This window comes from Caballeronia sp. LZ003, assembly GCF_031451465.1.
In the GTDB taxonomy this organism is placed as follows: Bacteria; Pseudomonadota; Gammaproteobacteria; order Burkholderiales; family Burkholderiaceae; genus Caballeronia.
In genome coordinates, this window is the sequence record NZ_JARUXJ010000001.1 from 1,456,522 (window position 1) to 1,471,495 (window position 14,974).

Sequence of the window (14,974 nt, forward strand, 5' to 3'; positions counted from 1 at the left end):
TCTCGGGCTCGACACACTGGACCGGTGTCGAACACGGCGAAACAGCGCCGGGCGCTTTGCGGCGCCACGCAACCAAGGTTGCGCGGCAAAACGAAACCCCGCTCGAAGTCGTGCTGCGAGGATGGCGAAATTGGTAGACGCACCAGGTTTAGGTCCTGACGCCAGCAATGGTGTGCGGGTTCGAGTCCCGCTCCTCGCACCAAACAAACCCCTTTGTTTCTGAAAGGGGTTTTTTGTTGGCGCTTGCCATTTCGCAAGCACCGACCCTTCACTTTGCTCCAAACCTCAACCGCGTCAACTGCTCCGCTTCGTTCGCCAGCAAGCGCGCGGCATCGCGAATCGCGACATCGAGCGTGATCGGGCCGGGCGCGGGCGAAAAGCATCCGCTGAAAAACTCCGACAGACGCGTCAGCGCCGCCGAATCCACCGCGCCCGACAAAAGCGTCGCCGGCACGCCTGCGTCCCGCGCGTGCTTGCAGGCGATGAACGGCGCCTTGCCGTGCAGCGTCTGCACGTCCGACCGGCCTTCGCCGGTGATGAGCCAGTCAGCGCCCTCGAGTGCCGCATCCAGTCCGATCTCGCGCGCAACCACTTCGGCGCCGGTTTCGAAGCGCGCGCCCAGCATATGCAGCGCGAAACCCAGACCACCCGCCGCGCCCGCGCCCGGCTCGTCGCGCTTGACGATTCCCATCGCCGGTTCGAGTTGATCCGCGAAATGCGCGAGGGCGGCATCGATGGTCGCCACTTGCTCCGGCGTCACCCCCTTCTGCGGACCGAAGATCGCGGTCGCGCCGTGCTCGCCGGTGAGCGGATTATCGACGTCCGACATGCCGATGAACTCCGCTTCCTTCACGCGCGGATCGAGCCCCGACGCATCGATACGCGCGATCTTCGCCAACGCCGACGGCACCGGCTCGAGTTCGCGCCCGTTCGCATCGAAAAGCTTCAAGCCGAGCCCGACGAGCAGACCCGCGCCGCCGTCGTTCGTGCTGCTGCCGCCCAGCGCAACGTAGAACGTGCGCGCGCCCGAATCGAGCAGGGCGCGAATCGCCTCGCCCATGCCGAGCGTGCTGCGCTCCGTGACGGGCGTCGCCATGCCGTCCGGGTCCGTGATGCCGACTACTTCGGCCGTCTCGATGATCGCGCCGCCATCCGCCAGCAATCCGGTCGCCGCGTCGCGCCGGGCCGAAGCCGCGCCGCGCACGTTGAGCAGACGTCGTTCGCCGCCTGCGGAGAGCATGGCGTCGAGCGTGCCTTCGCCGCCATCGGCCATTGGATGAATGCGTATTTCGGCATCCGGACGCGCGCGCAAAATGCCCTCTGCAATGGCGTTGGCAACGCCCTCGGCGGAAAGCGAACCCTTGAACGAATCGGGCGCGATGACGACGACAGGGGCAGACGTGGCAGACGTGACATTAGGCATGGTGTCTCGAACATTTTCTGTGTGAGTGGACGTTGAAAAGCCGAAGCGAAGCCCGATGTATGCGCATTGCATCGCGCGTCGCCATGCGTATGGCGCATGCGCTTCATGCGTTGAGGTAATCGAGCGCGCAACGCAACGCGCGCTCCTTTCGCTTCTCGTGAATCACGCGCCGGCAAGCTTATCAGCGCTCCGCCCGCAGCAAAATAGCGAAGGTGCGATAACCGCCATCGCAGTGTCGCGCCGATAGACTCAAAATGTGTATTTCAGGTGGAATTGCGCTGAAAAACCGTGCAAATCGCTCGAAACGGGCCAAGCGGGTTTCGTGGTCAGAGGCCGCGCGATTTGTTTGCTAGAATACTTGGCTCTGCCGGCTGACTCGGCGTTGGCGAACATCTGGCGGTCGCGAGATGCGCTCCCTTGTCTCGACATGGCGGCGCGTTTTCGAAGCCCGACATCGCACCCGGCGCGGCTCATGCAGAACTCATCCGGACCCGCGCAACCAGAACCGCGGAAGAACCGAACACCGAACACCCGAATACTCTAGGACGATTGAAGCCATGGCTAACGTAGTTGAAAACCTCGGCAAGCTCGAACGCCGCGTCACCATCTCGCTGCCGAAAGACACCGTGCAGAAGGAAGTGGACTCGCGCATCCGCCAGTTGGCCAAGACCGTGCGCATGCCGGGCTTCCGCCCGGGCAAGGTGCCGCTCAAGATGGTCACGCAGCAATACGGCGGTCAGGTCGAAGCCGAAGTGCTGAGCGACAAGGTCGGCAAGGAATTCTTCGATGTCACGCGCACCGAAAACCTGCGCGTCGCGGGCCAGCCGAGCTTTGCGCCGAAGGTCGAAGCCGCTGCGGAAGACTACGCATTCGACGCCACTTTCGAGGTGTACCCCGAAGTGAAGCTCGGCGACGTTGCCACCGCTGAAATCGAACGCACCGTCACGACCATTTCCGAAGCCGAAGTCGACCGTACGCTCGACATCCTTCGCAAGCAGCGCGTGCACTTCCACGCGCGCGGCGAAGGCGGCGAGCATGGCGACGGCGGCGCGGACACGGCGGCCAAGGAAGGCGACCGCGTCACGCTGGACTTCATCGGCAAGCTCGACGGCGTGCCGTTCGAAGGTGGCAGCGCGGAAGACTTCGCGTTCGTCTTGGGCGAAGGCCGCATGTTGCCGGAATTCGAACAAGCAGCGACCGGCCTGAAGGTCGGCGAAACGCGCGAGTTCGACCTTACGTTCCCCGAGGACTATCACGGCAAGGACGTCGCCGGCAAGACCGCGCAGTTCGCCGTCACCGTGAAAAAGATCGAGTGGCCGCATCTGCCGGAAATCGACGCGGAATTCGCGAAGTCGCTCGGTATCGAAGACGGCGATCTCACGAAAATGCGCGGCGAGATCAAGGACAACCTCGAGCGCGAAGCAAAGCGCCGCACGCAGCAGATCGTGAAGAATCAGGTCATGGACGCGTTGCTCAAGATTTCCGAACTCGACGTGCCGAAGGCGCTGATCGAACAGGACCAGGAACGTCTCGTCGAAATGGCGCGCCAGGATCTGCAACAACGTGGCGTGCCGAACGCTGCCGACGCACCGATCCCCGCCGAAATGTTCGCTGAACAAGCCGAGCGTCGCGTGAAGCTGGGCCTCGTGCTCGCAGAACTGGTGAAGGCCAACGAACTGCAGGCCAAGCCCGAGCAGATCCGCGCGGAAGTGGACGAATTCGCCAAGAGCTACGAAGACCCGAAGGAAGTCGTCCGCTGGTATTATTCGAATCAGCAGCGCCTCTCCGAAATGGAAGCGTACGTCGTTGAAAGCAACGTCGTCGATTTCGTTCTCGGCAAGGCCAAGGTGACCGACAAGGAAGTCAGCTTCGAGGAACTGGCCAGCGCAACGGCGCAAGCCTGACGCGTAGAGCCCGGGGGCGTGCGGGTCGTCGGACTGACGGCCCTCACGCCTTTTTTGCATTAAAGTTTGTGCGTACGCATGCCGTTCTACCGGATGCTCCTTCGTCGATCAGTATCCCTATTCCGAACAAGGAAATTGCATGACCTTTCGCGCTGAATTGCTCGACACACTGGCGTCCCACGCATCGCGGGACTTCGAAGCCCAGGCGCTCGGCCTCGTTCCGATGGTCGTGGAAACCAGCGGCCGCGGTGAGCGTGCCTATGACATCTATTCGCGCCTCCTGAAAGAGCGCGTGGTGTTTCTCGTGGGCGAAGTCAATGATCAGTCGGCGAATCTTGTCGTCGCGCAGTTGCTGTTTCTCGAGAGCGAAAATCCGGACAAGGACATCAGCCTCTACATCAATAGCCCGGGCGGTTCGGTTTCGGCCGGCATGGCAATCTACGATACGATGCAATTCGTCAAACCCGACGTCACCACGCTTTGCATGGGGCTCGCCGCAAGCATGGGCGCGTTCCTGCTGGCGTCGGGCGCAAAGGGCAAACGCGTCGCGTTGCCGAATGCGCGCGTGATGATTCACCAGCCGCTGGGTGGCGCGCGTGGTCAGGCGTCGGACATCGAAATTCAAGCGCGGGAAATCCTGTACTTGAAGGAGCGTCTGAACCAATTGCTGTCGCATCACACGGGTCAGCCGGTCGAGCGCATTGCACGCGACACCGACCGCGACAACTTCATGTCGGGCGATGACGCGCAAGCGTACGGCATCGTTGACCAGGTTTTGCATAAGCGTCCTTAAGGCGTCCGGAACGACGCCGCGCCGGCTTCCACGAAACACGAAGCCGGCTGTTGCGAGTGGCGCATGCGGCGTCACGCGAAACGCGCCAAAACGCGCTTCGGACGGGCCACACAGGCGAAACTGCGTGGCCGGATCGAAGGGCGTATCATGTAACAAGAGTGTCCGGAGGCTCACACATTTATGGCGGACAAAAAAGGTTCCAGCAGCGAAAAGCTGCTGTATTGCTCGTTTTGCGGCAAGAGCCAGCATGAGGTGAAGAAGCTCATCGCTGGGCCGTCCGTGTTCATCTGCGATGAATGCATCGACTTGTGCAACGAGATCATTCGCGACGAAGCGGCCGGCGCGGCAGAAGAGGCCGGGCTGACCAAGTCCGACCTGCCGAGCCCGCAGGAAATCAGCGACATCCTCAATCAGTACGTCATCGGCCAGGAACGCGCGAAGAAAATTCTCGCCGTGGCCGTGTACAACCACTACAAGCGTCTCAAGCACCTCGACAAGAAAGACGAGATCGAGCTGTCGAAGAGCAACATCTTGCTGATCGGGCCGACCGGCTCCGGCAAGACGCTGCTCGCGCAGACGCTTGCACGCATGCTGAACGTGCCGTTCGTCATTGCCGACGCCACCACGCTGACCGAAGCCGGTTATGTCGGTGAAGACGTCGAAAACATCATCCAGAAGCTGCTGCAGAACTGCAATTACGAAGTCGACAAGGCGCAGCGCGGAATTGTTTATATCGACGAAATCGACAAGATCAGCCGCAAGTCGGATAACCCGTCCATCACGCGCGACGTGTCGGGCGAGGGCGTCCAGCAGGCGCTGCTGAAACTTGTCGAAGGCACGATGGCTTCGGTGCCGCCGCAAGGCGGGCGCAAGCATCCGAACCAGGACTTCATTCAGGTCGACACGACCAACATCCTGTTCGTTTGCGGCGGCGCGTTCGACGGGCTCGAGAAAGTCATTACCGATCGTACGGAAAAAACCGGTATTGGCTTTGGCGCGAGCGTGAAAAGCAAGCAGGATCGCGATGCCGGCGAAGTACTGCGGGATGTGGAACCGGAAGATCTGATCAAGTTCGGTCTTATTCCCGAACTGATCGGCCGTCTGCCGGTTGTGGCCACGCTCGGCAAGCTTGACGAAGCCGCGCTCGTGAAGATTCTGATCGAGCCGAAAAATGCGCTGGTGAAGCAATATCACAAGCTCTTTGCCATGGAACGTGTGGAACTGGAGATTCGTCCGGCGGCACTGCAGGCCATCGCGCAAAAAGCCATTCGTCGCAAGACGGGTGCGCGCGGGTTGCGTTCGATCTTGGAACAAGCGTTGCTCGATGTCATGTACGAGCTGCCGACCATGAAGGGCGTTTCGAAGGTGATCGTCGACGACAACACGATCGACGGCGACGGCAAGCCGTTGCTCATCTACGAAGACGCACCGAAAGTAGCAGGGTCGAACTGAAGCAGGCTGTGTCCCGGCGAAAGGCCGTTCATGGCAACGTGAACGGCCTTTGTTTATTTTTTCGGTTTATTGTGGACGTTACTGACCAGGTCGTCGACTAACGACTTTTCCCTTCCGATAAAGGCTTGCAATAGCTCTTAACGGCCTTACTTACGAACGAACCGATTCCATTAATGGGGAAATGAAATGTCAGGAACCCAACTCCTCCCGCAGGAACGCATCACGTTGCCGCTGCTCCCGCTGCGCGACGTAGTCGTTTTCCCGCATATGGTGATTCCGCTCTTCGTCGGGCGGCCCAAGTCGATCAAGGCGCTCGAAGCCGCGATGGAAGGTGGCAAGCACATCATGCTCGTCGCCCAGAAAACGGCGGCGAAGGACGAGCCGACCGAAAAGGACATGTACGAAGTAGGGTGTGTCGCCAACATCCTGCAAATGCTCAAGCTGCCAGACGGTACCGTGAAGGTGCTCGTCGAAGGCTTGCAGCGCGCAAAGACGCTGTCCATCGAAGAACAGGAAACGCAATTTTCCTGCGATGTGATGCCGCTCGAACCCGACCACGCCGACAGCGCCGAGACTGAAGCGCTGCGTCGCGCGATCGTGTCGCAGTTCGATCAGTACGTGAAGCTCAACAAGAAGATTCCGCCCGAGATCCTGACGTCGCTGTCGGGCATCGACGAAGCGGGTCGTCTCGCGGACACCATCGCCGCGCATTTGCCGCTCAAGCTCGATCAAAAGCAGCACATCCTCGAGATGTTCCCTGTGATCGAACGCCTCGAGCATTTGCTCGCGCAACTCGAAGCTGAAATCGACATCCTCCAGGTCGAGAAGCGTATCCGTGGCCGCGTGAAGCGCCAGATGGAGAAGAGCCAGCGCGAGTATTACCTGAACGAACAGGTCAAGGCTATCCAGAAGGAATTGGGCGAAGGCGAAGAGGGTGCGGATCTCGAAGAACTCGAGAAGCGCATCACGGCCGCGCGCATGCCGAAGGAAGCCAAGAAGAAGGCGGACGCCGAGCTCAAGAAGCTCAAGCTCATGTCGCCGATGTCGGCGGAAGCCACTGTCGTGCGCAATTACATCGACACGCTTATTGGTTTGCCGTGGCGCAAGAAGAGCAAGGTCAACAACGACCTGACCAATGCCGAGCGCGTGCTCGACGAAGACCACTTCGGTCTGGAAAAGGTCAAGGAACGCATTCTCGAATATCTCGCGGTTCAACAGCGCGTGGAGAAAGTGAAGGCGCCGATTCTGTGCCTCGTCGGGCCTCCGGGCGTCGGCAAGACGTCGCTTGGGCAGTCCATCGCTCGCGCGACCAATCGCAAATTCGTGCGCATGGCGCTTGGCGGCGTGCATGACGAGTCCGAGATTCGCGGGCACCGTCGCACGTATATCGGTTCCATGCCCGGCAAGATTCTGCAAAGCCTGACCAAGGTCGGCGTGCGCAATCCGCTCTTCCTGCTCGACGAAGTCGACAAGATGGGGATGGATTTCCGCGGCGATCCTGCATCGGCGTTGCTCGAAGTGCTGGACCCGGAACAGAACCATACGTTCGCGGACCATTACATCGAAGTGGACTTCGACCTGTCGGACGTGATGTTCGTCGCGACGTCGAACTCGCTGAACATTCCGCCGCCGCTGCTCGACCGGATGGAAGTCATCCGCCTTTCGGGTTACACGGAAGACGAGAAGGTCAGCATTGCGCAGCGTTATCTGTTGCCGAAGCAAAAGCGCAACAACGGTCTGAAGGACGGCGAGATCGAAGTGGCGGAACAAGCCATCCGCGACATCATTCGCTACTACACGCGTGAAGCGGGCGTGCGTTCGCTCGAACGTGAAGTGTCGAAGATCTGCCGCAAGGTCGTGAAGATGCTGTTGCTGAAGAAGGCCGAAGGCGCGGTGAAGGTCGATGGCACGAACATCGACACCTTCCTCGGCGTGCGCAAGTACGACTTCGGTCTGGCCGCGAAGGAAAACCAGATCGGTCAGGTGACGGGTCTTGCGTGGACGGAAGTCGGCGGCGATTTGCTGACGATCGAAGCGGCGGTCATGCCCGGCAAGGGTGGCGTGATCCGCACCGGTTCGCTCGGCGACGTGATGAAGGAATCCGTCGAAGCGGCGCGCTCGGTCGTGCGTTCGCGTTCGCGTCGTCTCGGTGTGTCGGACGAGGCCTTCGAGAAGAAGGACATCCACATTCACGTGCCCGAAGGTGCGACGCCGAAGGACGGTCCGTCCGCCGGTATCGCCATGACGACGGCGCTGGTTTCTGTGCTGACCGGTATCCCGGTTCGTGCGGATGTAGCGATGACGGGCGAAATCACGCTGCGCGGCGAAGTGCTGCCTATCGGCGGGTTGAAGGAGAAGCTGCTGGCGGCGCATCGCGGCGGCATCAAGCTCGTGCTGATCCCTGAAGAAAACACCAAGGATCTGGCCGACATTCCGGACAACGTGAAGAACGCCATCGAGATCATTCCGGTTCGCTGGATCGATCGCGTGTTGGAACTGGCGCTCGAACGCGCGCCGGCACCGTTGCCGGAAGAAGAAGCCAAGCCGCCAGTGACCGCTGAAGCGAAGAAAGATGGTCCGGCTGTCGGCGAGTTCGTGAAGCACTGAGCACGCTTCATTGACGCTGCCGCACTTACGGCCCAAGTCGTAAAAAAAGACCCCGCAGGTTCACGCTTGCGGGGTCTTTTTGTTTGCGTCGACGAATTCGAGTAGTCCTTCCAAAGCAGATGAAATCAGGCGCAACCCTCGTTGACACTCCCGTTTCGGCTGCGTTTAATGGCCGCGCATCGAATCGAAAAATCGATGCTGCTCGTTTCGATGCGAAACGACATCGACCACATCGTGCCATTACAGATTCGGGGATCACAATGAACAAGACTGACCTGATCGACCATATCGCGGAGCAAGCCGATCTTTCAAAGGCGGCAGCGGGGCGTGCACTCGAAGCCGTGATCGGCGGCGTGAGCGCGACCTTGAAGAAGGGCGGAACGGTGACGCTCGTGGGGTTCGGAACCTTTGCCGTGGGCAAGCGCGTGGCGCGTACGGGACGCAATCCGCGCACGGGCGCGGCCATCAAGATCAAGGCGGCCAAGGTGCCGAAATTTCGGCCTGGCAAAGCGCTGAAGGATGCGCTAAACTAGCGGACTCGCTGGATACGGCAACTCTTACATGAGCTTCTGGTCAGCGCGGAGTAGCAAAAAGCAGCAACGCTTGAATCGCGGAACGGGTGCTTAGCTCAGTTGGTAGAGCGGCGCCCTTACAAGGCGTAGGTCGGGAGTTCGAGCCTCTCAGCACCCACCAGTTTCCGGTTCACAGCAGTTTGGGTTGAGCATCAACCAAGGAGCGGTAGTTCAGTTGGTTAGAATACCGGCCTGTCACGCCGGGGGTCGCGGGTTCGAGTCCCGTCCGCTCCGCCAGGATCGACTGAAAGAGTCCCGCAAGTCACAAGCTTGCGGGACTTTCTCTTTTCCGCTTCTTGATTAAGATTCCGAAGCAATTTACAGCGTCGACGCGTCTCGTGCATCGCCAAATTTGCAGGCATTGCGATAATGCCGCCGAATCTTCCGCATGAACGGTTAAGCCTTTGAGTACGAAGGATTTTCCGCTTCCTGGAACATAGATGGACCACCAAACGCGGCTCCCACCGGAAGCCTTACACCCCGACTTGTCGCCTTTTCCCCTCGCGCTGTTGTAATATCGAGCGTTTTGTTCTAACCACGCAGCGCTACGCATGCTCGACTTCTTCCGCAATCACCAGCGCCTGATGATGGCCCTGCTGATCCTGATCATCGTGCCGGGTCTCGGCATTGTCGGGATTCAGGGCTTCAGCAACTTTTTCGACGAAAGCGCTTACGTCGCCAGCGTGAACGGTCACAAGATCACGCGCCCCGAATTCGATAACGCCTTCCGCCAGCAGGTGGATCGCGCGCGCTCCATGCTGGGCGCTCAGTTCGACGCCCGCATGTTCGACACGCCCGAAGCGCGCGCCGCCATGGTCGACAGTCTCGTGCAACAGCGCGCGCTGTCGGACGAGACGCAACGCCTGCATCTGACCGCATCCGACGACGCCGTGCGTCGCGCGCTGCTGTCCGATCCGATCGTCGCGTCGCTGCGCAAGCCCGATGGCTCCGTCGACATCGAGCGTTACAAGGAAATGCTCGCCATGCAGGGCATGACGCCCGCGCAGTACGACGAGCGCATGCGCTACACAATCGCAAATCAGCAGATCCCGGCAAGCATTCAGGAGTCTTCGTTCACCTCGAAGTCGCTCGCGCAGAGCCTGACCGAGTTGTCCGAGCAGCGTCGCGCGGTGCAGGGCATGTCGCTGCGCGCGGCGGATTACGCCGCGAAGGTTCAACCCACCGACGCGCAACTGCATTCGTACTACGACGCGCATCGCAATGACTTCGCGACGCCCGAGACCGCGACCATTCAGTACCTCGTGCTGTCGCCGTTCACGCTCGCGGCGGCATCGAAGCCGAGCGACGCCGATCTCAAGAAGTTCTACGACGACAACATCCAGCGCTACCGCACGGAAGGTCAGGTGCGCGCGAGTCACATCCTCGTGAACGCGCCGAAAGACGCCAGCGCGGCCGACAAGGCGAAGGCGAAGCAGAAGGCCGAACAACTGCTCGCGCAAGTAAAGGCGCATCCCGATCAGTTCGCGCAAGTAGCGGAGAAGAATTCGGAAGATCCGGGCTCGGCGGCGAAGGGCGGTGACCTCGGTTACTTCGCGCGCGGTCAGATCGCGGGCGGCAAGGCTTTCGACGACGCCGCGTTCAACCTGAAAAAGGGCGAAGTGAGCGATATCGTCGAGTCGGACTTCGGTTACCACATCATTCAGGCAACGGACGTCAAGCCGTCGGTTACGCAGTCGTTCGACGAAGTGAAGGAAGCGCTCGCGAAGGACTACGCCGCGCAACAGGGCAGCAAGGGCTTTGCAGAAGCAGCGCAAGGCTTCACCGACACCGTCTACGAACAGGCGAAGTCGCTGCAGCCCGCGGCCGACAAATACAAGCTCACGGTTCAGACCGCTACGGTCGGTCCGAAGCCCAACACGCAATTGCCGCAGGACAATCCGCTCAACAATGCGAAGTTTCTGGCGGCCGTGTTCTCACCGGACTCGGTGAAAGATCACAACAACACCCAAGCCGTCGATGCAGGCAACAACACGCTGATCGCCGCGCGCGTGACCGACTACAAGGCTTCGACCGTTCCCGCGTTCGACGCCGTGAAGGACGCGGTACGCACGAAGGTCGTCGCGCAAGACGCAGCTGCGATGGCGCTCAAGGAAGGCCAGACGAAGCTTGCCGATCTGCAGAAATCGAAGTCGACCGATGGCTTCACGTCACCGATCATCGTCTCGCGCAACGACGCGCAGGGCTTGCCGCCTGCCGCGTTGAGCGCGATCTTCAAGGCGGATGCCTCGAAGTTGCCCGCGTACGTCGGCGTCGACCTCGGCACGGACGGCTATGCGATCTATCGCGTCAACGGTATCGAGAAAGCCAACGCGGTGGCCGCGGATCGTCTCGCCGGCGCGCAGCAGCAGATCGCGCAGGTCTATGCTCAAGCCGAGATGGAAGCGTATATCGACTCGTTGAAGGCGCGCTCGAAGGTCAAGCTAAGTCAGGCGCCGGTGCCTGCGGCCAATCAATAAGAAGCAGTAAAACGTCAGTCGCACAAAAAAGCCCCGCGTCCGAAAGGACGCGGGGCTTTTTCAATGCTGCCCGATGTAACCAGCAACAGTGTCCTTACAGGCAAGCCTGAATGTCGCCCGTCGCCTGGCTGCCAGCGGCACCCGATGCGCGGAAACCCACCCACGAGCCCGGACCGGACCACTTCGGACGCACCACGGCGGCCGCGCCATTCGGCGGCTGCTGACCCGGCACATAGACATCGACGGCCTGATCGTTGGCCAGCGTATCTTGCGACACGACTTGCTGTTGCGTCTTGTCAGCCCATGCATGCGAGACGCATTCGGCGACCGCCTTGACCGGCTTGTCGCTCATGCCGACTTGCTGCACGCCTGCGGGCGGTTGAGCGGCACATGCCGAAATCGCGATGGTCAATGCAACCAGAGGGAAGTATTTCACGTGACCTCCTTGTAGAGCGCTCTCTTGCGAGCGGGGTTATAAGAGTTACGCGAAAGTCTCAGATAACTGAATCTTGGCCGTGTTCCGCGTTTGTTGGAAAAGCTGTCGCGGCTGGCGTCTTCGTTGTTACGACGCACTTGCGCCCAGCAAGGGTTTCAAGCTTGGCCAGACGTTCTCTAATAGCAATGGCTGGGCCTGCACCGTCGGATGAATCTGGTCCGACTGGAACATCGTCGGCTTGTTTTCGATCCCGGCAAGCAGGAAAGGGACGAGCGCCACATTCTTGTCCTTGGCGATGCGTTCATAGATGGCGTGGAACTTTTGCGAATAGTCGGGGCCGTAATTGGGCGGAACGTACATGCCGATGAGTAAAACCTTCGCATGCGCCGCCTGCGATGCCTCGACTATTCCACGCAGATTCGTCTCGGTGGTGGCAAGCGGCACGCCGCGCAAGGCATCGTTCGCGCCGAGTTCCACGACTACCACCGCCGGCTTGATACGCGTGAGCACGGCGGTCAATCGCGCGCGTCCGCCGCTCGTGGTGTCGCCGCTGATGCTCGAATTGGCGACGCTATAATCGAGACGCTCTTTCGCAAGCCTTTGGCGCAGCAGATTGACCCAGCCGGTATCGCGAGGCAAGCCGTATTCGGCGGAAAGGCTGTCGCCAAGCACGACGATTGCAGGCTTGTTCGTCGCTGCGTCTTGTGCATGCAGCGCGGAACTTGCCGCAAGCATTGTCAAGGCGACGCAAGCACGCGCGCTCCAGTTCTTTTTCAGGGTGTCCATGCAAAACAATATCGAGCCGGTCATCGAAGTTCGGGGTTTAAGCAAGCGGGTGAAGGACGCAACGGGCGAGCTCACGATACTCGATCAGATCGATCTGTCCATCGCGAAGGGCAGCAGCGTGGCGATCGTCGGGGCATCGGGCTCGGGCAAGTCGACACTGCTCGGCCTGCTCGCGGGTTTGGACAGCGCGAGTGCGGGCTCGGTTCGTTTATTGGGCAAGGAGCTTTCCACGCTCGATGAAGACCAGCGCGCCGCGCTCAGAAGCGGCGCGGTCGGTTTCGTGTTCCAGTCGTTCCAGTTGATGCCGCATCTCACCGCGCTCGAGAACGTCATGCTGCCGCTCGAACTGCGCGCGGAGTTGCCGCACGATCAGATTGCCGCGCGCGCGCGCTCGCTGCTCGATCAGGTCGGTCTCGCGCAACGCACGGCGCATTATCCCAAGCTGTTGTCCGGCGGCGAACAGCAACGCGTGGCGTTGGCGCGCGCCTTTGTCACGCATCCCGCGGTGCTGTTCGCCGATGAACCCACCGGCAGCCTCGACGCCGCCACGGGCTATGCCATCATCGATCTCATGTTCGCGATGAACGAACGCAACGGCGCGACGCTCGTGCTCGTCACGCACGACGTCGAACTCGCCGAACGTTGCGATGCCACCGTGACGATCGAAGCAGGGCGGCTCGTCAATGGCCTGAGCGTGTAAAAAAGCCCGCATCGACCGATGCGGGCCGATGCGGGCTTTAACGACGCAACCAGCCGTCAATACTTCAAGGCCTTGCGCGCGCGCTCGATCAACGCGGACGTCGAGGCATCGTGTTTCTTCGGATCGGCGCTCGCGGCGGTGATATCCGCCTCGACCACCTTGCCGAGAATCTTGCCGAGTTCCACGCCCCACTGATCGAACGAGTTCACGTCCCACACCGCGCCCTGCACGAGCACCTTGTGTTCGTACAGCGCGATAAGCGCGCCGAGCGCCTCGGGCGTGAGCGCATCGAGAATGATGGTCGTGGTCGGCCGATTCCCCGGGAAGCTCAAATGCGTGGCAAGTTCTTCCTTGCCCGGACCCGCGACCTTCTTCGCCTCTTCGAGCGTGCGGCCAAGCATCAGCGCTTCGCTTTGCGCGAAGCAGTTGGCGAGCAGCTTCGCATGGTGATCGACGAGCGGATGCTCAGGCGTGAGCACGGCGATGAAATCGATCGGGATGATGGTCGGCCCTTGATGCAGCATCTGGAAAAACGCGTGCTGGCCGTTCGTGCCGGGCTCGCCCCAGATCACGGCAGCGGTCGGGTAATCGACCATGCCGCCTGCTAGCGTCGCCGACTTGCCGTTGCTTTCCATCTCCAGTTGCTGAAGATACGAAGGCAGATAGTGCAGCGCCTGCGAATAAGGCGCGATCAGATCGCTCTGCGAGCCGAAAAAGTTGCGATACCAGATGCCGATCATGCCCATCAGCACGGGCAGATTCTTGTCGAGCGGCGCTTCGCGGAAGTGTTGATCCATCGCGTACGCGCCTTCCAGCAGCGCGTCGAAATTCTTCGGTCCGACCGAAATCACGATGGACAGGCCCACCGCCGACCACAGCGAATAGCGCCCGCCGACCCAGTCCCACATCTCGAAGACGTTTTCTTTCGCGATGCCGAACTTGACCACTTCTGCCGGGTTCGCCGAGACGCCGACGAAGTGCTTCGAAAGCTCGCTTTCCGGGCAGCCCTGCTTCAAGAACCAATCGCGCATGGAGTGCGCGTTGGTCATGGTTTCGAGCGTCGTGAAGGTCTTGGAGACGATGATCGCGAGCGTCTCTTCGGCATCGACTTGCTGGAGCACGTTCCAGAGATCGGCGCCATCGACATTGGAGACGAAATGCGTGTCGAGTTCTTTCGATGCCAGATGATGCAGCGCGTGCACGACCATCTTCGGCCCGAGGTCCGAGCCGCCGATACCGATGTTCACCACATGGCGGATACGCTTGCCGGTATAGCCGGTCCACGAGCCGTCGCGGACCTTGTCGGCGAACGCGGCCATTTTCGCGCGCTCGGCGCGGACCTGTTCGGCGAAGGGCGCGTCGTCGGTTTGCGCGCGCAGCGCCGTATGCAGCACCGCGCGATGTTCCGTGATATTGACGATATCGCCCGCGAACATGGCGTCGCGGCGCTCGGTCACCTTCGCCTCTTCGGCGAGTTGAATGAGCAGCTTGAGCGTGGCGTCGGTGATGCGGTTCTTGGAGAAGTCGATGCTGATACCGCCGCCGTCGAACGTGAAGCGCTCGGCGCGCGTGGGCGCGGTGTCGTTTTGCGGCGCGAACCAGTCGCGCAGGCGCTCGCCGGAGATGGCATCGTAGTGCGATTGGAGCGCCGACCAGGCGGGTAGCGATTTGAGCGTCATAACGGTTCGATAGTCCTGAGTGACAAAGGAAACGTTCGTGCAAAGGCGGCTTGGCGGGTGGCGTCAGTCAGTTCGTGAACGCGACCAGCGGTGCCGCGGATGCTCGAATGTAAGAAGCAAGAGGCAGTATAGCGACGATGCATGA

At 60.7% G+C, this 14,974-nt stretch carries 11 protein-coding genes and 3 tRNA genes; 10 read left to right on the forward strand and 4 right to left on the reverse strand.

Features of this window, described 5'->3' with window-relative positions; genetic code table 11:
• Positions 1-115 precede the first annotated feature (115 nt).
• A tRNA-Leu gene (locus tag QCE79_RS06375) sits at positions 116-202 on the forward strand.
• 66 nt (positions 203-268) lie between these two features.
• Here QCE79_RS06375 and QCE79_RS06380 read toward each other — a convergent pair.
• Positions 269-1,423 carry a glycerate kinase gene (locus tag QCE79_RS06380; RefSeq protein ID WP_309842763.1) on the reverse strand — a complete coding sequence of 385 codons (1,155 nt, stop codon included), beginning with the start codon at positions 1,421-1,423 and terminating at the stop codon, positions 269-271.
• 557 nt (positions 1,424-1,980) lie between these two features.
• Between QCE79_RS06380 and tig the strand changes: the two genes are divergently transcribed.
• The 8 genes from tig (at position 1,981) to QCE79_RS06420 (ending at position 11,228) form a co-directional block, all read left to right on the forward strand.
• On the forward strand, positions 1,981-3,327 hold the full coding sequence (gene tig / locus QCE79_RS06385; protein ID WP_250509030.1) for a trigger factor: 1,347 nt from the start codon (positions 1,981-1,983) through the stop codon (positions 3,325-3,327).
• 139 nt (positions 3,328-3,466) lie between these two features.
• Positions 3,467-4,120, forward strand: coding sequence for an ATP-dependent Clp endopeptidase proteolytic subunit ClpP (gene clpP / locus QCE79_RS06390; RefSeq protein ID WP_244827926.1), 654 nt, complete (start codon positions 3,467-3,469; stop codon positions 4,118-4,120).
• Positions 4,121-4,300: 180 nt separating this feature from the next.
• Positions 4,301-5,572 carry an ATP-dependent Clp protease ATP-binding subunit ClpX gene (gene clpX, locus QCE79_RS06395; RefSeq protein WP_244827925.1) on the forward strand — a complete coding sequence of 424 codons (1,272 nt, stop codon included), beginning with the start codon at positions 4,301-4,303 and terminating at the stop codon, positions 5,570-5,572.
• A gap of 186 nt (positions 5,573-5,758) precedes the next feature.
• Positions 5,759-8,179, forward strand: a complete 2,421-nt coding sequence (lon, locus tag QCE79_RS06400; RefSeq protein WP_309842765.1) for an endopeptidase La — start codon at positions 5,759-5,761, stop codon at positions 8,177-8,179.
• A gap of 254 nt (positions 8,180-8,433) precedes the next feature.
• Positions 8,434-8,712 carry an HU family DNA-binding protein gene (locus QCE79_RS06405; protein ID WP_309845217.1) on the forward strand — a complete coding sequence of 93 codons (279 nt, stop codon included), beginning with the start codon at positions 8,434-8,436 and terminating at the stop codon, positions 8,710-8,712.
• An 84-nt stretch (positions 8,713-8,796) separates the two neighbouring features.
• Positions 8,797-8,872: transfer RNA gene (locus QCE79_RS06410), tRNA-Val, on the forward strand.
• A gap of 39 nt (positions 8,873-8,911) precedes the next feature.
• Positions 8,912-8,988 (forward strand) — tRNA-Asp (locus tag QCE79_RS06415).
• A 314-nt stretch (positions 8,989-9,302) separates the two neighbouring features.
• Positions 9,303-11,228, forward strand: coding sequence for a SurA N-terminal domain-containing protein (locus tag QCE79_RS06420; protein WP_309842768.1), 1,926 nt, complete (start codon positions 9,303-9,305; stop codon positions 11,226-11,228).
• A gap of 94 nt (positions 11,229-11,322) precedes the next feature.
• Here QCE79_RS06420 and QCE79_RS06425 read toward each other — a convergent pair whose 3' ends face one another.
• Positions 11,323-11,664 (reverse strand): hypothetical protein, encoded by a 342-nt coding sequence (locus QCE79_RS06425; protein ID WP_244827921.1) that lies wholly within the window; start codon positions 11,662-11,664, stop codon positions 11,323-11,325.
• 126 nt (positions 11,665-11,790) lie between these two features.
• Positions 11,791-12,450: an arylesterase gene (locus QCE79_RS06430; RefSeq protein WP_370652113.1), complete on the reverse strand. Its 660-nt coding sequence runs from the start codon at positions 12,448-12,450 to the stop codon at positions 11,791-11,793.
• On the opposite strand from QCE79_RS06430, the gene QCE79_RS06435 reads away from it, so the two are divergent.
• Positions 12,449-13,150, forward strand: a complete 702-nt coding sequence (locus tag QCE79_RS06435; protein ID WP_244827920.1) for an ABC transporter ATP-binding protein — start codon at positions 12,449-12,451, stop codon at positions 13,148-13,150. The genes QCE79_RS06430 and QCE79_RS06435 overlap by 2 nt on opposite strands.
• Before the next feature lie 56 nt (positions 13,151-13,206).
• Here QCE79_RS06435 and pgi read toward each other — a convergent pair whose 3' ends face one another.
• Positions 13,207-14,829, reverse strand: coding sequence for a glucose-6-phosphate isomerase (gene pgi / locus QCE79_RS06440; RefSeq protein WP_244827919.1), 1,623 nt, complete (start codon positions 14,827-14,829; stop codon positions 13,207-13,209).
• Positions 14,830-14,974 lie beyond the last annotated feature (145 nt).

What these genes read in the sequence shown, in the direction of transcription:
- QCE79_RS06380 (WP_309842763.1), bottom strand. Translation starts at nt 1,423, where the DNA reads ATGCCTAATGTCACGTCTGCCACGTCTGCCCCTGTCGTCGTCATCGCG.
- tig (WP_250509030.1), top strand. Translation starts at nt 1,981, where the DNA reads ATGGCTAACGTAGTTGAAAACCTCGGCAAGCTCGAACGCCGCGTCACC.
- clpP (WP_244827926.1), top strand. Translation starts at nt 3,467, where the DNA reads ATGACCTTTCGCGCTGAATTGCTCGACACACTGGCGTCCCACGCATCG.
- clpX (WP_244827925.1), top strand. Translation starts at nt 4,301, where the DNA reads ATGGCGGACAAAAAAGGTTCCAGCAGCGAAAAGCTGCTGTATTGCTCG.
- lon (WP_309842765.1), top strand. Translation starts at nt 5,759, where the DNA reads ATGTCAGGAACCCAACTCCTCCCGCAGGAACGCATCACGTTGCCGCTG.
- QCE79_RS06420 (WP_309842768.1), top strand. Translation starts at nt 9,303, where the DNA reads ATGCTCGACTTCTTCCGCAATCACCAGCGCCTGATGATGGCCCTGCTG.
- QCE79_RS06435 (WP_244827920.1), top strand. Translation starts at nt 12,449, where the DNA reads ATGCAAAACAATATCGAGCCGGTCATCGAAGTTCGGGGTTTAAGCAAG.
- QCE79_RS06430 (WP_370652113.1), bottom strand. Translation starts at nt 12,450, where the DNA reads ATGGACACCCTGAAAAAGAACTGGAGCGCGCGTGCTTGCGTCGCCTTG.
- pgi (WP_244827919.1), bottom strand. Translation starts at nt 14,829, where the DNA reads ATGACGCTCAAATCGCTACCCGCCTGGTCGGCGCTCCAATCGCACTAC.